Origin of the sequence: Jeotgalibacillus sp. R-1-5s-1 (genome assembly GCF_004405105.1) — a bacterium.
Taxonomy (GTDB): domain Bacteria; phylum Bacillota; class Bacilli; order Bacillales; family Jeotgalibacillaceae; genus Jeotgalibacillus.
In genome coordinates this window covers 111,492-134,890 of sequence record NZ_SORW01000053.1, presented here as the reverse complement: position 1 = coordinate 134,890, position 23,399 = coordinate 111,492, and the positions used below count along the sequence as shown (strand labels likewise).

The 23,399-nt window shown below is 42.6% G+C and carries 24 protein-coding genes; 17 read left to right on the top strand and 7 right to left on the bottom strand.

Going from position 1 to position 23,399, the window contains the following annotated elements; all coding sequences use genetic code 11:
- Positions 1-28: 28 nt before the first annotated feature.
- The 5 genes from E2491_RS16125 to E2491_RS16105 all read left to right on the top strand — a co-directional run bounded on the left by E2491_RS16125 (position 29) and on the right by E2491_RS16105 (position 4,375).
- Positions 29-571, top strand: a complete 543-nt coding sequence (locus E2491_RS16125; RefSeq protein ID WP_134376654.1) for a hypothetical protein — start codon at positions 29-31, stop codon at positions 569-571.
- Between the two features lie 107 nt (positions 572-678).
- A complete protein-coding gene (locus E2491_RS16120; protein WP_134376653.1) occupies positions 679-1,821 on the top strand; it encodes an acyl-CoA dehydrogenase family protein in 1,143 nt (380 codons plus the stop codon).
- A 156-nt stretch (positions 1,822-1,977) separates the two neighbouring features.
- Positions 1,978-2,472, top strand: coding sequence for a cytochrome c550 (gene cccA, locus E2491_RS16115; RefSeq protein ID WP_134376652.1), 495 nt, complete (start codon positions 1,978-1,980; stop codon positions 2,470-2,472).
- An 89-nt stretch (positions 2,473-2,561) separates the two neighbouring features.
- On the top strand, positions 2,562-3,260 hold the full coding sequence (locus tag E2491_RS16110; protein ID WP_134376651.1) for a tRNA (adenine(22)-N(1))-methyltransferase: 699 nt from the start codon (positions 2,562-2,564) through the stop codon (positions 3,258-3,260).
- Positions 3,257-4,375, top strand: a complete 1,119-nt coding sequence (locus E2491_RS16105; protein WP_134376650.1) for a Nif3-like dinuclear metal center hexameric protein — start codon at positions 3,257-3,259, stop codon at positions 4,373-4,375. Before E2491_RS16110 ends, E2491_RS16105 begins: the two co-directional genes overlap by 4 nt.
- A 166-nt stretch (positions 4,376-4,541) precedes the next feature.
- On the opposite strand, the gene E2491_RS16100 is transcribed toward E2491_RS16105, so the two are convergent.
- Positions 4,542-5,516: a 4-hydroxy-3-methylbut-2-enyl diphosphate reductase gene (locus tag E2491_RS16100; protein ID WP_134376649.1), complete on the bottom strand. Its 975-nt coding sequence runs from the start codon at positions 5,514-5,516 to the stop codon at positions 4,542-4,544.
- A gap of 72 nt (positions 5,517-5,588) precedes the next feature.
- Positions 5,589-5,972, bottom strand: a complete 384-nt coding sequence (gene vrrA / locus E2491_RS16095) for a VrrA/YqfQ family protein (RefSeq protein WP_134376648.1) — start codon at positions 5,970-5,972, stop codon at positions 5,589-5,591.
- Between the two features lie 133 nt (positions 5,973-6,105).
- Here vrrA and E2491_RS16090 point away from each other — a divergent pair, with 133 nt between their 5' ends.
- On the top strand, positions 6,106-7,413 hold the full coding sequence (locus tag E2491_RS16090) for a DEAD/DEAH box helicase (RefSeq protein WP_208528095.1): 1,308 nt from the start codon (positions 6,106-6,108) through the stop codon (positions 7,411-7,413).
- Between the two features lie 19 nt (positions 7,414-7,432).
- On the top strand, positions 7,433-8,329 hold the full coding sequence (locus E2491_RS16085) for a deoxyribonuclease IV (RefSeq protein ID WP_134376646.1): 897 nt from the start codon (positions 7,433-7,435) through the stop codon (positions 8,327-8,329).
- Between the two features lie 25 nt (positions 8,330-8,354).
- On the opposite strand, the gene E2491_RS16080 is transcribed toward E2491_RS16085, so the two are convergent.
- Positions 8,355-8,594 (bottom strand): DUF2624 family protein, encoded by a 240-nt coding sequence (locus tag E2491_RS16080; RefSeq protein ID WP_134376645.1) that lies wholly within the window; start codon positions 8,592-8,594, stop codon positions 8,355-8,357.
- A 110-nt stretch (positions 8,595-8,704) separates the two neighbouring features.
- On the opposite strand from E2491_RS16080, the gene E2491_RS16075 reads away from it, so the two are divergent.
- From E2491_RS16075 to E2491_RS16065, 3 genes are read left to right on the top strand one after another with little or no spacing between them, the layout of a single operon-like run.
- Positions 8,705-9,481, top strand: coding sequence for a metal ABC transporter ATP-binding protein (locus tag E2491_RS16075; RefSeq protein ID WP_134376644.1), 777 nt, complete (start codon positions 8,705-8,707; stop codon positions 9,479-9,481).
- Positions 9,478-10,317: a metal ABC transporter permease gene (locus E2491_RS16070; protein WP_134376643.1), complete on the top strand. Its 840-nt coding sequence runs from the start codon at positions 9,478-9,480 to the stop codon at positions 10,315-10,317. The genes E2491_RS16075 and E2491_RS16070 overlap by 4 nt, the downstream gene beginning before the upstream one ends.
- 17 nt (positions 10,318-10,334) lie before the next feature.
- Positions 10,335-10,748 (top strand): Fur family transcriptional regulator, encoded by a 414-nt coding sequence (locus E2491_RS16065; protein ID WP_134376642.1) that lies wholly within the window; start codon positions 10,335-10,337, stop codon positions 10,746-10,748.
- A gap of 496 nt (positions 10,749-11,244) precedes the next feature.
- Here E2491_RS16065 and E2491_RS16060 read toward each other — a convergent pair whose 3' ends face one another.
- A complete protein-coding gene (locus tag E2491_RS16060) occupies positions 11,245-11,832 on the bottom strand; it encodes a 5' nucleotidase, NT5C type (protein ID WP_134376641.1) in 588 nt (195 codons plus the stop codon).
- Positions 11,833-11,955: 123 nt separating this feature from the next.
- Between E2491_RS16060 and E2491_RS16055 the strand changes: the two genes are divergently transcribed.
- Positions 11,956-12,315, top strand: coding sequence for a DUF4190 domain-containing protein (locus E2491_RS16055; RefSeq protein ID WP_134376640.1), 360 nt, complete (start codon positions 11,956-11,958; stop codon positions 12,313-12,315).
- A 91-nt stretch (positions 12,316-12,406) separates the two neighbouring features.
- On the opposite strand, the gene ispG is transcribed toward E2491_RS16055, so the two are convergent.
- Together ispG and E2491_RS17775 are read right to left on the bottom strand one after the other, a co-directional pair.
- Positions 12,407-13,507, bottom strand: coding sequence for a flavodoxin-dependent (E)-4-hydroxy-3-methylbut-2-enyl-diphosphate synthase (gene ispG, locus E2491_RS16050; RefSeq protein WP_208528094.1), 1,101 nt, complete (start codon positions 13,505-13,507; stop codon positions 12,407-12,409).
- 110 nt (positions 13,508-13,617) lie between these two features.
- Complete coding sequence (locus E2491_RS17775; RefSeq protein ID WP_256369361.1) at positions 13,618-13,743, bottom strand: hypothetical protein; 126 nt, start codon at positions 13,741-13,743, stop codon at positions 13,618-13,620.
- Between the two features lie 110 nt (positions 13,744-13,853).
- Between E2491_RS17775 and E2491_RS16045 the strand changes: the two genes are divergently transcribed.
- The gene (locus E2491_RS16045; RefSeq protein WP_134376638.1) at positions 13,854-15,590 is read left to right on the top strand and encodes a methyl-accepting chemotaxis protein; all 1,737 of its coding nucleotides are present in this window, start codon (positions 13,854-13,856) and stop codon (positions 15,588-15,590) included.
- 103 nt (positions 15,591-15,693) lie between these two features.
- Here E2491_RS16045 and E2491_RS16040 read toward each other — a convergent pair whose 3' ends face one another.
- Positions 15,694-16,479, bottom strand: a complete 786-nt coding sequence (locus E2491_RS16040) for a DUF1189 domain-containing protein (RefSeq protein WP_166805917.1) — start codon at positions 16,477-16,479, stop codon at positions 15,694-15,696.
- Between the two features lie 241 nt (positions 16,480-16,720).
- Here E2491_RS16040 and E2491_RS16035 point away from each other — a divergent pair, with 241 nt between their 5' ends.
- The 5 genes from E2491_RS16035 to E2491_RS16015 all read left to right on the top strand — a co-directional run bounded on the left by E2491_RS16035 (position 16,721) and on the right by E2491_RS16015 (position 23,374).
- Complete coding sequence (locus tag E2491_RS16035) at positions 16,721-18,352, top strand: Na/Pi cotransporter family protein (RefSeq protein WP_134376636.1); 1,632 nt, start codon at positions 16,721-16,723, stop codon at positions 18,350-18,352.
- Between the two features lie 357 nt (positions 18,353-18,709).
- Positions 18,710-19,129, top strand: coding sequence for a DUF456 domain-containing protein (locus E2491_RS16030; protein WP_371414496.1), 420 nt, complete (start codon positions 18,710-18,712; stop codon positions 19,127-19,129).
- 118 nt (positions 19,130-19,247) lie between these two features.
- Positions 19,248-19,856 carry a superoxide dismutase gene (locus E2491_RS16025; RefSeq protein WP_208528088.1) on the top strand — a complete coding sequence of 203 codons (609 nt, stop codon included), beginning with the start codon at positions 19,248-19,250 and terminating at the stop codon, positions 19,854-19,856.
- Between the two features lie 203 nt (positions 19,857-20,059).
- Positions 20,060-22,171 carry a penicillin-binding transpeptidase domain-containing protein gene (locus E2491_RS16020; protein ID WP_134376878.1) on the top strand — a complete coding sequence of 704 codons (2,112 nt, stop codon included), beginning with the start codon at positions 20,060-20,062 and terminating at the stop codon, positions 22,169-22,171.
- A gap of 237 nt (positions 22,172-22,408) precedes the next feature.
- A complete protein-coding gene (locus E2491_RS16015; RefSeq protein WP_134376634.1) occupies positions 22,409-23,374 on the top strand; it encodes a PstS family phosphate ABC transporter substrate-binding protein in 966 nt (321 codons plus the stop codon).
- The last annotated feature ends 25 nt before the right edge of the window (positions 23,375-23,399 follow it).

Sequence of the window (23,399 nt, the reverse complement as noted above, 5' to 3'; positions counted from 1 at the left end):
ATGTATAATAGGAGCAGGAGGTGGTTAAATGAACGAACAAAGAAAAAAAATCATCCTGAATGAAATAAATTACTGGAAGGATCGTAACCTTCTTCCCTCACATTACTGTGATTTTTTAATTAATTTATACAGCAGTGGAGAAGATGCAGAGCCGGAAAAAAGTAAGTCGATTCTGCAAAAGCGCCGAATTACATTAAATTCAGTTAACATATTTGTCCTTCTCTTTACGGCTATTCTGTTTATTGTTTTCTATTTTACTGAATTGTCAATTATATTGCAAACCGCTCTTATATTGGGTGTCTCCTTTTTACTGTTGTTTATTGCATCCAGAAAAAGTGTGTTCCCTTTTCTTCAGGTGTTAAGCAGAATTATTGTTGCCTTTGCCATTTTGCTGCTGTCCATTGAATATTGTGCTGTCTACTTTCCAACGAGTCCAGTTGTTATACTCTGGGTGATCGGCCTTCAATGTGTGCTCTGGTCCATTTACGGTTACATAAGAAATTATCAGTATTTTACGTATTCGGGCATAATCGGCCTTCTCGTATTAACAGGATTTATTTTCCTTACATAAAATTGAGATCATCACAATTGAAAAGTTTAAAAATAGATAAGGTTGTGAGTTTTCAGCCTTTTCTTTTATAATGGAAATGTAAGCGGATACAAACAAGGGGGATGAACATGAATTTCGATCTTACACAGGAACAGAAGATGATTCAAAAAACAATGAGGGAATTTTCTCAGGAGGTTGTTGCTCCGGGCGCATTGGACAGAGACCGGACGAAGGAATTTCCTGTTGATATTTTCAGGCAGCTCTCAGAAATGGGGATGATGGGACTGCCGTTTCCGGAGGAATTTGGGGGAGCGGGTGCTGACACGACAAGCTTTGCGATCGTAACAGAAGAGTTAAGCAGGGCATGCGGCTCGACTGGCATCACGTATTCAGCGCATATTTCATTGGGTGGTGCACCGATCAGCTTATTCGGAACGCAGGAGCAGAAAGAAACATATCTGCCACAAATCTGTTCTGGAGAATCATTTGGCGCGTTCGGACTGACAGAGCCGAATGCAGGCTCCGATGCAGGCGGTACCCAGACCTCCGTAAAAGAAACCGATGATTCATTCATTATTAATGGAAACAAAAGCTACATTACAAATGCCAGTCATGCAAAGTTTTTGGCATTAACGGCTGTTACAGGAATGAATGATGGAAAAAAAGAAATCAGTGCGATTATTGTTCCAACAGATGCTGACGGATTCAAGGTGATTGATAACTACGAAAAGATGGGGCTGCACTCTTCAAATACAACCGAACTTGTCCTTGAAGACGTTAAGGTTCCAAAGGAAAACCTGCTCGGTAAACGGGGTGAAGGGTTCCGGCAGTTTTTGATAACGCTTGACGGAGGACGGATCGGGATTGCGGCAATGGCTGTTGGAATCGCACAGGCCGCATACGAGCGAGCGCTCAGTTACTCAAAAGAAAGACAGCAGTTTGGCCGTTCTATTGCGTCGTTCCAGGTAACCCAGTTTAAGCTTGCTGATATGGCGATGAAGATTGAACTTGCACGAACCATGACGTATAAAGCAGCCTGGCTGAAGGATCAGGGAAGAAAATTCACGAAAGAAGCTTCGATGGCGAAGCTGTATGCTTCTGAAATCTGTATGGAGGTATGTGATCAGGCAATCCAGATTCACGGCGGTTATGGTTATATGAAGGAGTACCACGTTGAGAGATTCCTGAGAGACGCCAAACTGCTCGAGATCGGTGAAGGGACATCAGAAATCCAGAGAACCGTTATCTCAAGAGAAATCGGCGCGTACTAAAATATTTTATTGATTGTGTCTAAAATGCGACAAAAAGGGAAAAGTTGAGTATTGGGTCTTTCCGATTCCCATAAAGTAAAGTAAAATATGTAGTGTTCATACCTGCTATTATAGGGTTGATAATTACATAGTTTTTCTGAAAAGGGAGGGTTATACATGAATAAGAATCCGATTATTCCATTTTTACTGATTATGGTATTAGGCTTCGGCGTTGTATTCTTTATGTCCGTTCAGGGTCTTGATGATTCTGAAGAGATGGCACAGGAAGAAGAAGGCGGCGGCGAAGGTGAAGGTGGCGGAGAAGCTGCCGGAGATTTCGATCCTGAAGCAACGTATCAGAATGCCTGCATCAGCTGTCATGGTGAAAACTATGAAGGCGGTAGTGGTTTCCCATCACTTGTAGGCGTTGGGGAAAGACTTTCAGTAGATGAAATCGCTAACATCCTTGTAAATGGTCAGGGAGCAATGCCTGCTGGTCTTGTAGAAGAGAGCAATGCTCAGGCTATGGCTGAATGGGTTGCAGAAATCGGCGCTGAAGGCGGCGGTGAAGAAGGAGCAGAGGAAGGTTCTGAAGAGGGAACTGAAGAAGGCTCTGAAGAAGGCGGATCTGGTGAAGAAACAGAAGAAGGCTCTGAAGAAGACGCTGCATAATTTGTTTCAAACCGGTATCAATGATAAGGTGAAAAGGAGCGGCCGAATGACGGTACCGCTCCTTTTTTCTGATAAAAGGAAGTGTTGAAATGAACAGCAGTCAGTTGTCAAAACGGCTTGAAACCGTTGCAAAATATGTGCCGGCTGGAGCCATTGTAGCAGATATAGGATCAGACCATGCCTACCTGCCTTGTTATCTCGTCAAATCGGGCAAAATCACAAAAGCGGTAGCAGGTGAAATTGTTGAAGGTCCTTTTCAATCTGCTGTCAGTCAGGTCCAGGAAGATGGATTAACAGATCATATAGAAGTCAGAAAGGGCAGTGGATTATCTGTTATCACCCCAAATGAAGTCACAGCCGTCACTATTGCTGGTATGGGTGGTCCATTAATCGCAGATATACTCGAGACAGGAAAGCAAAGCCTTCCAGGAGTACAGCGTCTCATCCTCCAGCCGAATATCAGTGGAATTTCGATTCGTTTATGGCTGCAGGAAAACGGCTGGACGATTACAAAAGAAGAAATCCTGGAAGAGGATCAAAAAATTTATGAAGTGATTGTAGCTGATCTGACTATTGAAAAGAAACCATTGAATGCTCAGGACCTGCTTTTTGGTCCATACCTGAGGGTTGAGAAATCGGCCGTTTTCAAAAAGAAGTGGCTGCAGGAATTGGCGCAAATGAGAAAGATCAAAAAACAAATCGAGACATCAGGTCAAAGCGAAAAAAATCTTGAGCGATTACGTGAGTTAGAAGAAAAAATGAGGCTGATTGAGGAGGAAATCAAATGAAACGCCAGATGAACGGACATCAGGTCGTACAGTTGATGGAGCAATTTTCCCCTAAGCATCTTGCCATGGAAGGAGACCCGGTTGGTCTTCAGGTTGGCAGACTGAGCAGGAAAGTCGATAAAGTACTCATTACACTTGATGTAACAAATGAAGTTGTGGAAGAAGCAATTAAATCAGGCGCCGGGATGATCATCGCACATCACCCTCTTTTATTCCGGCCGCTTCGTTCAATTAATATGGAGGAGCCATCAGGACAAGTCATTGAGAAAATCATTAAACATGACCTTACTGTATTTGCAGCTCATACCAACCTCGATATTACAAAAGGCGGAGTCAATGACTGGCTCGCTGAAAAGCTTGATATTCAAAATTCCCAGGTACTCGTACCGACATTTGAGGATAAATACAAAAAACTGATTGTTTTCGTACCTGGTACACATGAAGAGACAGTCAGATCAGCTCTTGCAGAAGCTGGTGCAGGGCAGATTGGTGATTACTCCGATTGTTCTTTCACCTCTGTTGGAACAGGAAAATTCAAGCCGGGGGCCAGTTCTGACCCGTTTATCGGGACATCAGGAGTCGTTGAATCCGTTGAAGAAGTGAAAATTGAAGTGATCTATCAAACTTCTCTGGAAAAGAAAGTTCTTAAAGCATTAAAACAGTCACACCCTTATGAAGAACCGGCTTATGATGTATTTGAACAGTCAATGCCGGGTGAAAAATACGGACTAGGCCGTGTTGGTGCCGTTGAACCAGTCAAACTGAAAGACTTTGCAGAAAAAGTGAAACAAACCCTGGATGTGCCTGTGGTGCGCGTAACAGGCGATCAGGATAAACTCATCAAAAAGGCAGCTGTTCTTGGCGGGATGGGAAGTAAATATATGCAGTCAGCCAGATTTGCAGGGGCCGACGTTTATATCACCGGCGATATTGATTTCCATACAGCACAGGACGCAGAAGCGCTTGGGCTCTCCATCATTGATCCAGGGCATCATGTGGAAAAGGTCATGAAAGAAGGGCTGGCAAATCAGCTTTCAGAAATGGCAGAAAAACAAGGATTCGAAATCGACTTCATTCCTTCCGCGCTGTCAACAGAACCTTTTAAGTTTGTTTAATTTTTATGTTGCTACAGTTTCAAAGGAATTGAATCATTTAAAGCATGCTGTTTAAGTTTGCTGGGCCCCTGCCCGAAGAAGCTAGACAAAGGAAAGCGTAGGATGACACCGGCCCGGTTTTAATAGCAAAAAAACAGGACTCGCACTATGCGGGTCCTGTTTTTTATCAGTTTGAATAAGGCATAATCGTTTCCGGTTTGGTTGGTGTTTTGATTTTAGGCAGGATTTTCTCAAGCGGTACCTGCTTTTCACCTTTCCATGTAGATGGATCTTCCGGATCGAACTGTGCGATATAGTTCATCACTTCTTTTACGATTGGTGTTGGTGTTGATGCACCGGCTGTGACGGCAACCGTTTCGCAGTCGAGCAGCCATTCGTGGTTGATCTCAGAAACGTCTGAAACGCGGTAGGCTGGTGTACCTGCAATTTCTTTTGAAACCTGCGCGAGACGGTTGGAGTTATTACTTTTCGGATCTCCTACAACAATAAGAAGGTCAGCGGCACCGGCCTGTTCTGCGACGGCTTCCTGACGTACTTGCGTAGCCAGACAGATCTCTTTATGTTCTTCTGTATGAGGGTACTTCTCCATCACACGTTCCATCACTTCAGCTACATCCCACTGACTCATCGTTGTCTGGTTGGTGACGATGATTTTGTCGTTGTTCACTTCGAGTGTTTCAACATCTTCCGGCTTTTCAATTAAATGTACAATGTCCGGCGCAACACCGAGCGCACCTTCAGGCTCAGGATGACCTTTTTTCCCGATATAGATGACATGATAGCCTTCCGCTTTTTTCTGGCGGATCAGATCATGTGTACGGGTAACGTCCGGACATGTTGCATCAATGGAGACAAGGCCACGCTGTTTGGCGATTTCCCGGACTTCCGGAGAGACACCATGAGCGGTAAAAATGACCGTTCCGCCGTCCACCTGTTCAATGATTTCCTTGCGATTTTCGCCATCAAGCGTGATGATGCCTTCTTCTTCAAAAGCATCCGTCACATGTTTATTATGAACGATCATACCAAGGATGTAGATTGGTCGTGGCAATGTTTTATCAAGTGCTGCATTGCGGGCAATCACCATGGCATCCACAACACCGTAGCAGTAACCGCGGGGGGTTATTTTAATCGTCTTCATCAAAATCCTCCTGAACGTAAGACTTATACATTCAGTATAAAGCAGATAACAGACAGGAACAAACAAAAGCTGTCATATATACAGTTTCGGTATTGAAGATTTGATTTGCGCCGGAAGACGTTTTGGTTTTTCATCCCTCTGCTTCGACAGATTTTCAGGCGGTTTGTCATCCTCTGAAACGCCATCTGTTTCATCATTTAGCGACCGGTATAATTTCCACATAGCAGGGAAATTTTTAATTAATGGACCATATTGATGGATGAGAGGCATGAACTGATTGGCTGTATGGATCATTTTTTGTGCATTACCTGCAAATGACTGTATGGATTCGAGCGACAGATTTTTTGTAAGACCGGAAAGAACTCCAGAGCCGCCTGGCTGATACCCCGCCTGCTGAAACGGAAATACAGACTGCCGGGGGAGTGGGGGACGTGCGTAAAATCGCTGATGATACAAGCTGTCATCTCCCTTCTTTAGAACGTATTATAGTTTATGCAAATGTCTTTACTTTTGGAAAGGTGGATTCACTGTAGCTTTTTGGTCTGAAGTTGATTATAATTAAGTTTTGACGCGAACAGAAGGAGTGACTATAATGTCATCATCATTTAAACAATATGATTTCAAACCATTTATTATGGATGCGATAGAAAAACTCGGGTTTCATGCCCCGACTGCCATTCAGGAAAAAATGATTCCAATGATCAGAAAAAACCAGAGTGCTATTGGACAATCCCAGACAGGTACCGGCAAAACACATGCTTATCTGCTTCCGCTTGTAGATCAGGTTGATGCTGAACGTCAGCAGGTACAGGTTGTCGTAACAGCACCAACAAGAGAGCTTGCCAAGCAGATCCATGCTGAAGTGAAGCATCTGACAGATGACACTGCGATTCAAAGCAAGCTTTTTGTCGGCGGAACGGATAAACAGCGCGCGATTGAAAAGCTGAAGACTCAGCCTCACATTGTGGTTGGAACGCCGGGCCGGATTAATGACTTAATTAAAGAACAGGCTTTACTCATTCATACAGCAACATCCATCGTCATTGATGAGGCAGATTTAATGCTTGAAATGGGCTTTTTAGAAGACGTCGACCAGATCGCTTCAAGAATGCCGGAGGAACTTCAGATACTTGTATTCTCAGCAACCATTCCGGAAAAGCTGAAGCCGTTCCTCAAAAAGTATATGGAAAACCCTCAGTATGCACACATTGAGCCTAAGCAGATTCAGGCTGAAAACATTGAATTTGTCATCGTGCCACAGAAAAGTAAGTCAAAGGATACGGTGCTTTATCAGATCCTGACCTCTATTAATCCTTACCTTGCCATCGTCTTTACAAATACAAAGTCAAAAGCGGATGAAGTGGCTGATAAGCTGCTTGAAAAAGGACTTCGTGTAGGGCGCGTTCACGGTGGACTGGCTCCTCGTGAGCGTAATAAAATGATGAAGCAGATCCGCGATCTTGAGTATCAGTACATTGTTGCGACGGATCTCGCAGCCCGTGGGATTGATATCCCGGGTGTCAGCCATGTCATTAACTATGAAATTCCGTCTGACCTTGATTTCTTCATTCACCGTGTTGGCCGTACAGCACGTGCCGGTTCATCAGGTACAGCGATTACAATCTATGAGCCATCTGATGAAGATGCATTAAATCAGATTGAGAAAAAAGGCATTACGTTTAAGCATCAGGAAGTAAAAGATGGCGAATGGGTAACGCTGAATGATCGTCATAAACGTTCAAACCGTGTGAAAACGGAAAATGAAACGGATCAAAAAGCGAAATCTTTAGTCAGAAAACCTAAAAAGGTCAAGCCTGGCTATAAAAAGAAAATGAAGTATAAGATGGAACAGATTAAAAAGAAAGAACGCAGAAAAAACAGAAGAAATAACAATTAATTAATGGGGGAGATTCAGGATGTTAAAAATCGGTTCTCACGTATCTATGGGCGGCAAGAAAATGCTGCTGGCTGCGAGTGAAGAAGCAGCCTCTTACGGTTCCAGTACCTTTATGATCTACACCGGAGCCCCTCAGAATACAAGAAGAAAACCCATCGAAGAATTAAATATTGAAGCTGGCCTTAAGCACATGAGTGAAAATGGCCTTGCAGATATCGTTGTTCATGCGCCATACATCATTAATATTGCGAACACAACGAAGCCGGAAACATTTGAACTTGGTGTCAACTTCCTGCGATCAGAAACTGAACGTACGGCAGCGCTCGGTTCAAAACAGATCGTTCTGCATCCAGGTGCGCATGTTGGAGCGGGAGTGGATAAGGGGATTGAACGGATTGTTGAAGGGTTGAACGAAGTATTAACGAAAGACCAGACCGTTCAGGTTGCCTTGGAGACGATGGCAGGTAAAGGGTCTGAATGCGGCCGCAACTTTGAAGAAATCGCGAGAATCATCGATGGTGTTACGCATAATGAAAAGCTTTCAGTCTGCTTTGATACATGCCACGTGCATGATGCGGGGTACGATATTGTTAATGACTTTGACGGTGTTCTTGAAGAGTTTGACCGGATTGTCGGCCTGGACCGCATTAAAGTTCTCCACGTCAATGACAGTAAAAATCCAAAAGGTGCTTCAAAAGACCGTCACGAAAATATCGGCTTCGGTCATATCGGCTTTAAAGCGCTGGATTATATCGTTCATCATGAAGTGTTCAAAGATATTCCTAAAATCCTCGAAACACCATATGTCGGTGAAGATAAAAAAGATAAAAAGCCGCCATACAAATACGAAATCGAGATGCTTCGCAACCGGACATTCCGTGAAGAAGTGCTCGATGATATTAAAAATCAGCTGTGAGGTACGCACCTCACAGCTTTTTCTTTTAAAAAAGCTTTAACAGTTCGTTAGTGCGATCAGGGCCAAGCTTTTTCATGCTTTCAGAAATTAACTGATCCCGGTTCGATGAATCAAAAAAATCGAATTCATCACTGTGTATGAATTGATGAATAATGTTACATTCCTGATCCGTCAGGTGTACACCGGTTGTTTTGGCGTAGCTTTTAATATGTTCAGGCGTAAAAGATTTAATTTTACTGATTAAAAAGGGTGGAATCCAGGTCATCCTGTCACCTCCTTTCAATGTCAGTATTCTTTTATTTACTTTCACTCTGATCAGGTGTATACTGATGATTTGTTAAATCGGAATCATTCTAGTTCGAAAGGGATGAGAAAATGACTAATGTCATTGAACTCCAAAATGTTTCGTATCGCTATGATAAAGAACAGGTATTAACAGACATCAATCTGGAGATCCCTAAAGGATCCTTTCTCGGTATTGTAGGCCCGAACGGATCCGGAAAATCAACGATGCTAAAATTAATTCTTGGATTGTTAAAACCTAAAAATGGTGAAGTATTTTTATTTGGTGAACCTCTTGCCAAATTTAAAGCGTGGGAGAAAATCGGTTATGTCTCTCAAAAGGCTAACTCATTTAACACCGGTTTCCCTGCAACAGTTTATGAAGTCGTGGCAAGCGGACTGACAAAAAAGACGGGGCTTTTTAAAATGATAGGCAGAAAATCAAGGCCTCAGATTGAGCGTGCGATCCATGCTGTCGGAATGGAAGACTTTATGACCAGAAACATCGGGGAGCTCTCAGGCGGTCAGCAGCAGCGTGTATTTATTGCCCGGGCCATTGTCAGTGATCCGGATGTGCTCATACTGGATGAACCGACAGTCGGGGTTGATGTGAAAAATGTACAGACCTTCTACAATATGCTCGACCGCTTGAACAAAGAACTCGGAATTACCCTTTTACTCGTTACGCATGATACAGGTACCATTTCAAATAAAGTGACACATGTAGCCTGTCTGAATAATACCCTTCACTTTCATGGCAGCGCAGAAGATTTTGATCAGGTAAAAGATGATGAATTGTCCCTGTTTTACGGGCATGATGTTCACAGTCTTCATCATGATCACGACCACGGTCATGAGGTGACACCATGATAGAAGCCATCTTTCAATATCAATTTTTACAAAACGCCTTTCTTGCAGGCCTGCTGATTGGTGTAATTGCGCCATTACTCGGTGCGTTTATCGTGGTCAGGCGGTTATCATTAATTGCAGATGCGCTGAGTCACGTCACGCTGTCCGGGATAGCGGCAAGTCTGCTGTTAAGTAAAACATTTGTCGCTTTCAACGGGCTCAATCCGTTATGGCTCGGAATGGGTTTTTCAGTAGCAGGTTCGCTATTTATAGAGAGACTCAGAAATGTGTACAAGCATTATCAGGAGCTGGCGATACCGATCATCTTATCCGGCGGAATCGGAATCGGGGTTATTTTTATTTCACTGGCTGACGGATTTAATACTGATTTGTTCAGTTATCTTTTTGGCAGTGTAAGTGCAGTCAGCCGCAGCGATCTGTATTTAATCATTGGGATTGCAGTAGTGGTGATTGCGCTAGTCACGATCCTTTACAAGGAGCTTTTCCTTTTGTCCTTCGATGAAGAGTTCAGTAAAGCATCCGGACTGCAGACAGGTGCACTGCATTTAATCTTTATGGTCATCACGGCACTTGTGATCGCAGGATCAATGCGGATTGTCGGTATCCTGCTCGTATCCTCACTCATGACACTTCCTGTCGCAGCAGCAATGAGAGTGGCAAGAGGGTTCAAGCAAACCATCATCCTTTCAGTTGTGTTTGGTGAAATCGCGGTGATTGCCGGGTTATTCAGTGCCTTTTATCTGGACCTTGCACCGGGAGGAACGATCGTTGTTTCCTCTATTCTGATTCTCCTGACATCGATCGCTTTTAAAAAATGGCAGACCATGAGAAAATAACAGTGAGGTGAAACGCAATGAATCTTCAGGAAGCAATGGATTTATTAAAAGAAGAAGGCTACAAGCATACGGGAAAGAGACAGCATATGCTTGAGTTATTTGAAAAACACGACCGCTACATGACGGCTCGTGAAGTGCTGGAATCAATGAATCCTCATTTCAGCGGTTTGAGCTTTGATACCATTTACCGGAACCTGTCACTCTTTGCCGACCTCGGTATCCTCGAGGAGACGGAACTATCCGGAGAAAAGCACTTCCGTTTTGTCTGCAGCAGCGGACATCACCATCACCACTTTATTTGCATGGACTGTGGCAAAACAAAATCAATCCATATGTGTCCCATGTCCGTACTCGAAGAAAACCTGACAGGCTACGAAATCTCCGGTCACAAATTCGAAATCTACGGCACATGCCCTGAATGTCGGGCGTAAAACTTTGATATCCAGCGACATATAGAAACAACAACACCCCCTGTGAAAATCACAGGGGGTGTTAATATGTATAAATTTAATAAAGGTTTTTTACAAAAAATCAAATATAAGGGCAGGTGCCATCCGCAGACTCCTGCGGCAGAGGAGCGACAGGTGAGACAGCATAATGCGGAGCAAAAGCTTGGCTCACCGCGCGGCCTTAGAAAAGCGGAGGCGACTGGTCCAGCCCCGACAAGCATAAGGCGAAGATGAAAAGAGGGCTGTCCTTTGCCCTCGTTCAGCTTTGACTTATGACCTCGAGGGGCTAGTCGCCGCAGCTAGACACAAAGAAAAGCGGAGGCGACTGGTCCAGCCCCGACAAGCATAAGGCGAAGATGGAAAGAGGGCTGTCCTTTGCCCTCGTTCATCTTTGACTTATGACCTCGAGGGGCTAGTCGCCGCAGCTAGACGCAAAGGAAAGCGTAGGATGGTACCTGCCCGGTTATCTAAATACCACTCATCTAAGTGGTTTCTTCAAAGCCTTCTCCCATTGCATCACCCACTGATGCGCCTCAGCCCAGCTCCTTACCCTGATCACACCATCCGGGATCGGATCCTGGTTATAAGGCGTATCAAACAAAATAACCGGAATCGAAAACTCCTCATGAATCATCACTGCGTTATCATGTTTATCCTCTAAAAAAAGATCGATATTGTGCTGATCCACAGCATCGAGCTTATTATGGGACCCGATTAACTCAATATGATCATAATCAATCTCCTGCTCATCAAACCACTGTTTAGTCAGCTCCAGGTGCTGACCTCCTCTGGCACTGATAAAAAACAATTCAAATTCCTTTTTCCAGTTGGCTAAAACGGCATCTGCTTCATTGTGTAATGGAGAGGAGCGGTAAATGTCCGCTTCAGTTTCCTGAAACCACTCTGAAAAGCGTGATGGATGAATATCAGGAAGCGCTTTGGTTAAATCATATTCCTTTATATCTTCTAACGTTAAACTGAGGTTGAAAGCCCGGTTAATATGCGGGATCAATGAAGAGGGACAGGTGACAGTTCCATCAATATCAATGCCAAGTCGCTTTTTCATATGCAAAATCTCCTTTAATATCGCTATGTATTATTGTATCACAAATGAAGAAGAATATTTTCCAGTCATAATGAAGTTTATTCATGGACACCCTAGGATTATTCCGGGAAGGAGGGGAAGTGAATGGATGATGACAAAATGGAGAAAAAAGATGAAAAAAGCCTTCAGGAAAACAGGTATGATGAAGAAATGGGCACGGAGCTTTCGAGGGTAAGTCCTGCATGGTACACAGAGACACCTGATGATACGGAGAGAAAAAGAGACGGTGTAATCAAAAATACAAATCGCGGTATGTGGCTTGGATACGCTTCTATCATAACGGGTATCATTGCTTTTTTTACCGCACCAGTATTATTCGGGGCACTGGCGATTATTCTCGGATTTGCAGCAAGACGATCTGACGGTAAAATGTCGGGTGGGACAGGGATTGCTTTGGGTGCGATCTCAATCGTGCTCGGTCTTTTGATCTATCCGTTATTCTAGTGCCTGAAGAAATTTACTGAACCCGGGTTAATATAAAGTGTCAAAACAAAAACACGGATTTTATAGATCCGTGTTTTTTGTTATAGCTGGATTAAGCGTTCGCTGCGGCTTCTTCAGCCTGTTTGCGGTAATGCTCCTCAGCCAGTTTATCAATTTCAACTTTGAGTTCTTCGACCATGGTTGCTTCAGGAACTTTACGAACTGTTTTCCCTTTCATGAAAAGAAGACCTTCTCCTCTTGCTCCGGCAATCCCGATGTCTGCTTCACGGGCCTCACCCGGACCGTTAACCGCACATCCCAGAACGGCAACTTTAATCGGTGCTTTGATTGTGGAAATATACTCCTCTACTTCGTTCGCAATTGAAATCAGATCAATTTCAATACGTCCGCAAGTTGGGCAGGAGATTAAGGTTGCCGCATTTGAAGCAAGACCAAATGACTTGAGCAGTTCTCTTGCCACTTTAACCTCTTCAACCGGATCCGCGCTCAGTGAAATGCGAAGCGTGTTACCGATCCCCTTACTCAGAATTGCGCCAAGACCTGCAGCACTTTTTACTGTACCTGCAAATAATGTGCCGGACTCAGTAATACCGAGGTGAAGCGGGTAGTCAAATGCTTTTGCGGCTTTTTCATATGCTTCAATAGCCAGATTCACATCTGACGCCTTCATCGAGACGATGATATCGTGGAAATCAAGGTCTTCCAGGATTTTAATATGATGAAGGGCACTTTCTACCATGCCGTCTGCAGTAGGATATCCGTATTTCTCAAGGATTTTCCGCTCGAGACTTCCGGCATTTACACCAATCCGGATCGGGATGTTCTTTTCCTTGGCTGCTTTTACAACAGCTTCGACCTTCTCACGGCGACCGATATTACCAGGGTTAATCCGGATTTTATCCGCTCCGCCTTCAATTGCTTTTAAAGCCAGCTTGTAATCAAAATGAATATCAACGACAAGCGGGATATTAATTCGCTTTTTAATTTCAGGAATCGCATCAGCCGCACGCTCATCCGGACATGCTACACGGACAATCTGACAGCCGGCTTCCTCAAGACGTTTAATTTCAGCAACCGTTGCTTCAACGTCATGCGTTTTAGTTGTTGTCATACTTTGAATGACTAATTCATTGTTACCGCCAATAGTTAAATCCCCGACTTTAACGGGACGAGTGTTTGAACGATGTGTAATTTCACCCAAAGGTATTCGCTCCTTTTTAAGCATCCTATAATATTGTTTCTTCTTTATTCTAACAGTGTTGAATCAGCATGTACAAGAAAATGAGTGTGCAGAAGATTTTATTACAGCTCACATTCCGTTATCTCTGTGATTTTAAATAATGATGGATCGATGGAACCGGTTGTCAGATCCCAGTAACAGCTGTACAGACTGATGATCAGCAATAAGAACAGCAGGAATTTTTTCATTTTTTCCTCCCTTTCAGGTTTCTTATTTACAAAGATTTTACAAACGGGGTACAGGAAATTAAAAGAAAATAGTGATAATAGACCTATAAAACCATTGGGGGAAATATGACATGAAAAATCGTAATGCAGGATGGTCACGGAAATTTAAGAAGGTTGGGAAAGCCGGATGGAATACAATCTTGGGTAAACTCTCATTATCTGTAAGGTTAACAGTGGTTTTAATGATTTTATTGTTAGGTTCTACTGCTTACTTAGGTGTAATTGGCTATCATGCTTCCGTTGAGTCAGGCGAAAAATTAATGGCACAAAGACTTGAGCGTGAAGCGACGATCGCTAATGAATTAGTGAAAAATGCCATGCTCGCTTATCCCGGAAATGAAGAACAATTTATAAATAAATCAAAACAGATCATGAATCAGCAGAAGGCGAACCTTTCCCAGGATGGCTTATCAGCTTCCATTTTTCTATTGACACCCGAAGGTCCCGAGGCGTTAACAGGCGAGCTTCCATTCAATCTTCCTGAGGAACTTCAAACATCAATCATATCAGCAGGTAAGGGAACCATGGACGGTGAAATAGAAGGCAAAAGCTATAAACTTTCATATTTTAACATTCAGGAGCTCAAAGGGATCTATACGATCGCAATTCCAAAAGACGATTATTTAAGTGAACAGGCAGCACTTGCTGCTTCCATTATACGAACAGTCATTGTTACAAGCTTAATCGCACTTATTTTAATGATACTGACTGTGCGCTCAATCAGCCGGCCGATTTCAATTTTGCGTGAAGAGATGAGAAAAGTGCGGGAAGGTGATTTCACAGGTGGTCAGTTGAAAATCCACACGACAGTGCCGGAAATCGTTTCTTTGCACAAAAGTTTTAAAGTGACAATAGAAACAATAAGCAACCTGATAACTGAGCTGCTTCATACAGGAGATCAGTTGAATCAGTCAGGAATCAGCCTGCGCAAAAGCTCGGATGAACTTGTCCATTCTCTTTCTCCGATTAAACAGAAAGTAAATGGTATTCATCTTGGAGCAGAGGAAACAGCAAAAGAGTCCGGTAAAAGTTTGTCCGCATTTTACAATATGTCGGAACAGCTCAGTCTTATGCTGGCTGATTTGCAGGAATTAAATGACATCAATTCACTGCTGAAGGAAAAGAGAGTTGATGGGGAAAAAAGTGTTGATCAATTAAAGGCTTCAATGGAACAGGCAGTTGTCAAAATGATGCCGCTGAAAGATACCATTGTCCAAATGAGAAAACAGGCTGAAGTATCCAATGAAGCAGCGCTTTTCATTAAAACGATTGCGGATAAAACACGACTTCTTTCAATAAATGCTTCTATTGAAGCAGCCCGTGCTGGAGAAAGCGGAGCAGGTTTTGCTGTCGTGGCAAAAGAAGTTGGGATGCTGGCAGAGCAGTCATCAAAAGCGGTTCAGAATATTGATGAGGCAATGGCTTTTCTACAGAATATCAGCAGGCGTACAGAGCATGACTTTCTATTAATTGCAGACGAGTCTAAACAGGCACTCGATGATTCATTACATGGTCTGTCCTTCTTTAATGAAATGGTGTCACAAATTGAAGAATCTGAAAGTAGAATTGAAGAGCTTCAGGAACAGGCTGCTTTATTTAAGGAAACGCTCCCTCAGTTAAAACAAACAACGGAGTCCGTATCAGCGATTGCAGCGAAAACGCACAGCAGGACAGCTGAAATGAACGTCATGATCGAACATCAGGAACAGCGTATTCTTGAGTCAACTGAAATTGCCGGAAGGCTGTATCAGCTTTCCTCCCATTTAAAAACAGCCACTCTCAGCAACAATAGAGAGGAGGCATCATAAAAACTGCCGGTTTTTTCTCTTGATTGAGAAAAGAACCGGCAGTTTTTTATAAGGATATATTTCATGACTTTAACTGAATATGTTACTTCTTTATACGCGTTTTTTATGCCGTCACTTCAGGTTTCTTCTTAGGCTGTGGTATCTCCTTAATCGCGAGGTAAAGCACCATTGTCGTAACAAACCAGTTAATCAGCGTTGCAAACGGGATCACGGAGCCGACAATATCTGTTATCAGGAAAAACGTAACCGGCAGCGTCGAACTGTAAGCAGCCAGTCTGAAGCTTTGACGATAGACCAGCCTGCGTTCTGAAGATTTCGCCATGATTGTTCCAATCCAGGCAAAAAATAAAGTTTTAATAAAAAGCAATCCTGCGCCAATAATATAAATGAATAAAAAGATAAACGCATAAATAATCACCTTTGCCCCTTCTATAGAAGAAAGAAGAGAGGAGAGACCTTCGTTACTGAATGTAAAACCTGTAAAGCTGCTGTATGGATATTCCTGAACACCGGCCCCTGCTGACACTGCCACTCCGTCACGAAGCAGTGCTGCAGTATTGACCGTGCCCTCAATATCCTCAGAAGTCATTTCCCCGGTACCATCAACAATAATGGTAAAACCGCTGTTGCGTATGGTCACTTCTTCATTTGTTTCTGTCTGGAGAGTACCATTTGTTACTTCAAAAGCCGGCATTTGGTTACTCAGAATTTCCTCTCCTTCATTAAAGACAGTGTTGCCGAGTGATATGATCTGAATCATGGCAGGTATGGAACTGATAAATGCGAGGATGAATAAATATAAAATGGTTTTTCCAATTCCCTGAAATCTGAAACGGGAAATATCTTTTGGTGAGTATAAGCTCTTATAAAACTGTTTAAAAATATTCAATACGTGAACCCCCAGATAATAACGCTCTATAGTAGTTATATTGTACGTTTATAAACGTTCAGAGAGCAAATGAACGATTCGTGAATACAAATCTTTTGTAACATTATTGTAATATAAAGCCTCTATTATTAACCGATTGTAAAGATTTAATTTTACCCCTTTACTTATATCGTTAAAAGAATTAATAATTGTGGAGGGTTTTCAAGAAGTTTGTCTAAATTTGTTTACAGGGGTTGAAAACATGGAAGTGAATTGGCAAGAAGTCTTCTTTCAGTTTATCGGAGGACTGGGGATCTTTCTTTTTGGATTGAAGTATATGGGGGACGGACTTCAAAAGTCTGCTGGTGACCGATTAAGAGAAATTCTTGATCGTTTTACTACGAACCCGTTTATGGGTGTACTGGCAGGTATTTTTGTCACAGTTCTTTTACAGACGAGTACAGGTACTACCGTTATTACGATTGGGCTTGTAAGCGCAGGGTTTATGACGCTTCGCCAGGCTATCGGGGTAATTATGGGGGCAAATATCGGTACAACTGTTACTGCCTTTATTATCGGTATTGATATTGGTGCTTATGCTTTGCCAATTACCGCAGCAGGTGCAATCCTATTATTCTTCTTTAAGAATAATAAAATCAATAACTTAGGCCAGGTTGTATTCGGTTTTGGTACATTATTTTACGGGCTTGAACTGATGAGTGGTGGCATGAAGCCTCTGCGTGAATTACAAGCCTTTATAGATCTAACTCAAAGCATGAGTGAAATCCCGATTTTGGGTGTTGTAATCGGAACTGTCTTTACAATGATTGTTCAAAGTTCCAGTGCGACTATCGGGGTTCTTCAAGGACTTTATGCAGAAGATTTAATTTCGTTAAATGCTGCAATTCCTGTATTATTTGGTGATAATATCGGTACAACGATCACAGCAGTACTCGCTGCAATCGGCGCTTCAGTAGCTGCAAAGCGTGCTGCAGCTGTACACGTTATGTTTAATATTATCGGTACAATCATTTTTATGATTGCGTTAATTCCATTTACAGCTTTCATTACATGGATCGATCAGTTTATGAACCTGAATCCTGAAATGCAGATTGCATTTGCTCACGGAACATTTAACGTAACAAATACAATTATTCAGTTCCCATTCATTGCGATTCTGGCATTGATTGTAACGAAGATTGTGCCTGGACAGGACGTTGCAGTTGAATTTAAACCGAAGCATCTTGACCCGCATTTTATTGAGCAGTCACCTTCAATCGCGCTAGGACAGGCGAAAGAAGAAGTTCTGCGCATGGGACAGTTTGCTGTTCAGGGATTAAACGAAGCACACGAATATTTGAAAACTAAAAACAAGAAAAACGCAGAACTTGGCTATCAGGTTGAGGATGCGATTAATAATCTTGATAAAAAAATTACGGAGTATCTTGTTAAACTATCAGGAAGCTCATTGTCTGCACAGGAATCGGAACGTCACTCTATTCTGATGGATACGGTTCGTGATATCGAGCGGATCGGTGACCACTTCGAAAACGTCATTGAGCTTGTTGATTATCAGCAGGCTAATAAAGTGAAGCTGACAGAAGATGCCATGGAAGATTTACATGAGATGTTCACTCTAACAGTCGAAGCTGTATCTCAGGCTATGGAAGCACTTGATTCAAATGATCATGCGCTTGCCCGCAGCGTGGCAGAAAAAGAAGATTTAATTGATAAAATGGAACGTAAATTCCGTAAAAAGCATATTGTCCGTCTGAACGAAGGTCGTTGCAGTGGACAGGCTGGAATTGTATTCGTTGATATCGTCTCAAATCTCGAACGTATTGGAGATCACTCTTCTAATATCGCTGAAGCAGTTCTTGGTATCCGTAAATAAGTAAAAAAAGTCGGCGCAATGCCGGCTTTTTTTATTGATCAATTTTTATTTTGTGACATTTCCATTGTTCGTTCCCCACAGTGGGGAATGGCATGATGTGGATAGCGGTTCAGCAAATGTTGATAAGATCTGGGGTACTGTGTAAAGATAATTCGGTACCTTAAAGCACCTGGTTTACTTAAACGGGTTGGCGCTTGTCCTTAGTGTATTCAGTGTTGAAACCTTTTAATGTGCAATACGTATATAAACTGTTAAGTATAATAATAAAGAAGGAAACGTTTAAGGGAGGTTTTAATTATCGAACCGTTATTCTGGGTCATCATCATTCTTTCATTTATGATTGCGTTTGTAGGTCTTATGTATCCCATTATTCCAAGTGTGGTTTTTATCCTGCTCGGATTCATTTTATATGGTCTGTTTTTCTCATTTGAACCGTTCAACTGGCTGTTCTGGACGATCCAGGGTCTGTTTATTATTCTGCTGTTCGGAGCGGACTACGTATCAAACATGTTTGGCGTGAAAAGATTTGGCGGATCAAAAGCCGGGATCTGGGGAAGTACAATCGGTCTCTTAATCGGACCGTTTGTCATTCCGGTACTCGGAATTATTGCAGGCCCTTTTATTGGAGCAGTGGTAGGTGAACTCATTGTGAACCGAACCGAATTTAAGCAGGCTGTCAAAATTGGATTCGGATCATTGATTGGTTTCATTACTTCTGTTGCTACAAAAGGTACGGTTCAGGCTGTGATGATCCTGATCTTTATCCTATTCATATAGTAAGTGTCTAATGTAAGAGCTTATTAATTGAATGCTTCCTTGTTATTTGGTAATCTGAAACAGATGAAACCGCTAATTGCGGACAAAAAAACAGACTACATACAGGAGGAATTCAATTATGGCTTACACATTACCAGATTTACCTTACTCTTATGATGCATTAGAACCGCATTTTGACAAGGAAACAATGAATATCCACCACACAAAGCACCACAATACTTATGTTACAAAATTAAATGACGCTCTTGAAGGTCACGATGATCTTCAGGCAAAATCTATCGATGAGCTTGTTGCAGATCTTAACAGCGTACCGGAATCAATCCGTACAGCAGTTCGCAACAACGGTGGCGGACACGCTAACCACTCATTCTTCTGGAAGATCCTTTCTCCAAATGGCGGAGGAGAGCCAACAGGTGATCTTGCTTCAGCGATCAATGACAAGTTCGGCAGCTTTGACAAGTTCAAGGATGAATTCGCTGCTGCTGGCGCAGGCCGCTTCGGTTCAGGCTGGGCGTGGCTTGTTGTCAATAACGGAGAGCTTGAAGTTACAAGCACACCAAATCAGGATTCACCGCTGACTGACGGCAAGACACCAATCCTTGGTCTTGACGTTTGGGAGCACGCATACTACCTGAAGTATCAGAACAAGCGTCCTGACTACATCAACGCTTTCTGGAGCGTAGTGGACTGGAACGCAGTAGATAAGCTTTACGCTTCAGCGAAATAATAACGGATAAAAATCTTCTGCCGCATCTGGCAGAAGATTTTTTTGACCTTTTCGTGAAAAAGGACATTCCTCTCTGGCGAATATTTCATTTTTCTTATAAGATAAAAGAAGTAAAGAATAGGAAGGGAGGCTCTTCATTGACAAAGAACCCATCCCGAAGCCAAAACAATAAAAAGAAGAAAAAGAATTTTCTATCCAACCGGATGAATATTCTGTTCTTTGCAGTATTTGTGATGTTCTCAATGCTGATCTTAAGGCTCGGTGTACTACAAATAGTTAACGGAGAAGATTTCACACGCCAGCTGGAGAGAACGGAGGAAGTTGTCGTCAATTCCAGCGTTCCACGGGGAAAGATTTTTGACCGTAACGGCAAAGTAATCGTTGATAATAAACCTGTCAATGCCATTACATACACGAAAACACAGCAGACAGAGCAGGAAGAAATGCTGATGGTTGCTGAACGTTTAGCGGGTATGATCAAAATGGATACAGAAAATATTGCGCTGCGTGACCAGCAGGACTTCTGGATTCGTGAAAATCAGGAACGCGCAGAAGCAAAAATTACAGAAGAAGAGCAGGCTCTTTATGATGAAGGAGAGCTTGAACAAAATGAATATGACGCGTTAATCAGGGAACGGATTACCGAAGAGGAATTAGCAGAGCTCACTCCGCAGCAAATGGAGGTTCTTGCTGTTTTCAGACAGATGCAGACAGGGTATAATCTTTCTCCTCAAATCATCAAAAATGAAGGGGTAACAGATGAAGAGTTTGCAACGGTAAGTGAACACCTCGGCTCACTGCCTGGTGTCAATACAACCGTTGACTGGGAACGTGAATATCCATATGGGGAAGTATTACGTTCCGTGCTTGGGAGCGTTCGCTCAATCCCTGAAGACAAGATTGAATACTACCTTGCAAGAGATTACGCCCGCAACGATCGTGTCGGAACAAGTTATCTTGAACTCCAGTACGAAGATGTATTGCAGGGGCAAAAATCCAAGGTCAGAACGATCACGGATAAAGCAGGTAACGTGATAGACTCGCAGCTTGTTCAGGAAGGTGAGCGCGGAAAAGATTTAGTTCTTTCTATTGATATAGAGCTTCAGCAGGAGCTTGAAAAAATCGTGGAAGATGAACTGATCCGACTGAAGCAGAACCCGGGTCGTAATCTACTCGACCGGCTGTTTTTCGTCATGACAGATCCATATACCGGTGAAATCCTGGCTATGGTAGGAAAACAGTATGTTGAAACAGATACCGGTTATGAGATTCAGGATTATCATATCGGGACCTTTACGAGTGCTTATGAGGCTGGTTCGAGTATAAAAGGTGCAACCGTTCTAGCTGGCTATCAGGATGGTGTAATATCACCAGGTTATTCTATGTTTGATCAGCCTTTTGATATTAAGGGTACACCCCTTAAATCTTCATGGTTTTCACCGAGAACTGTAAATGATTTATATGCATTGGAGAAATCTTCGAATGGATATATGTTTGATATTGCAATTAAAATGGCTGGTGCAACTTATCGTCCTGGACAGCCAATTGATATTGGAACAAGTGCATTCACTAAAATGAGAAACTATTATGGTCAATTTGGTTTGGGAAGTGAGACCGGCATTGATCTTCCTGGGGAGAGTGTTGGTTATCAGACAAATAATCCTCTAGATTTAAATCCTGGTAAACTTCTGGATTTAGCTATTGGCCAGTTTGACACTTATACACCAATGCAAATGGCTCAATACGTATCAACAGTTATCAATGGAGGAAATAGAGTCGCTCCAAAAATAGTTAAAGAAATTCGAGAACCAAGTTCTGATAATAATACTCTTGGACCTGTAGTTAAAGCAATGAAACCGGAAGTTTTAAATAAACTTAATAATACCGAGTCGGAATTAGAACGAGTTAAACAAGGATTCTATAGATCATTTAATGGACCTGAAGGTACAGGACAAGACTTTATCGGTAACGGATATGTAGCCGGCGGTAAAACCGGTACTGCCGAGGTAGTTTACTTCGGACCAAAATACAATGATCTTTACCGTTCAAGAGACCTTCCGCCACCTGAAACAACGAACTCTACGTTAGTCGGTTTTGCACCATTTGAAGAGCCGGAAGTATCTTTCTCTGTTCTTGCTCCATGGGTATACCCTAATGACGGCACGGACAGATTAAGGGAAGACGTTAATGAAAATCTCGGTACCGCTGCCCTTGCAAAATACTTTGAGCTCCGTCAAAAACGGATGAACGAAGAAGGAGCAGAAGAGGATCAGCAGGTCGAAGTGACGGCTGAAGAGGCAGAAGAGGGACAATAATAAACACAAAACACCTGGATTTCTAACTGAAATCCAGGTGTTTTTATATTGCAAGGGAATTTATTTTCTTTTTTAAAAGCACTATATATCCTTATATATCAGTGTTTTCGGCGTTTTATTCGACAAAGTCCGACCAATTTACAAAACCTTTACACTTCATTTATATGAGATTAATAGAGAACCTTTATTGTATTACCTGTAGGACAAATCAACCAAACCTTTAGGAGGAATTACAGAATGAAAAGTGTAAAGTACTTGGCAATGTCAACAATCTTGGGATCCGCGGTATTTCTTGCTGCATGTGGTGAAGAAGAAGCAGCAGACAGTTCAAACGGATCTGGTTCAGAGAGCTCTGAGCTTGAAGGTCAAGTACGAGGTGACGGATCTTCAACTGTAGCACCAATTATGGAAGCAATCGTAGAAGAATATGCAGCTGCACAGCCTGGTGTTCAGGTATCATCTGGCGTTTCCGGAACAGGCGGCGGTTTTGAAAAGTTTATCGCTGGAGAAACAGCATTTTCTAACGCATCACGTGAAATCTCTGAAGAAGAGATTGCAGGACTAGAGGAAGCGGGAATTGAGTTTACAGAAGTTGAGCTGGCATTTGATGGACTGTCCGTTGTAGTCAGTCAGGAAAATGACTGGGTAGACTATTTAACAGTAGAAGAATTAAAAGAAATGTGGACTGAAACAGGAGAAGAAAAAACATGGGCTGATATCCGTGAAGGCTGGCCTGAAGAGCCGATCGAATACTACTCACCAGGTACAGACTCCGGTACTTATGATTACTTCAATGAAGTGATTCTTGAAGATCAGGACATCGTCCGTTCAGCAACATTATCTGAAGACGATAACGTTCTAGTACAGGGTGTTCTTGGATCACCAAATGCGGTTGGTTATTTCGGATATGCTTACTACCTTGAGAATCAGGATACATTAAGAGCGGTTCCGATTGACAACGGCGAAGGCCCGGTTGAACCAAACAACGAAACAATTGAATCTGGAGAATATGCTCCACTTTCACGTCCAATGTTCACTTATGTAAGCAATGCTGCAATTGCAGAAGATCCAGCAGCTGCTGACTTTATCAAGTTTGCAATTGAAAACGCAGGTGATCTTTCAGAAGCAGTTGGCTATGTACGTGCACCACAGGATGTATATGACGAAGATATGGCAACAATTGAAGAACTTGCAGGTGAATAATTAAATAGGAGCCGGGAAGCGTGCA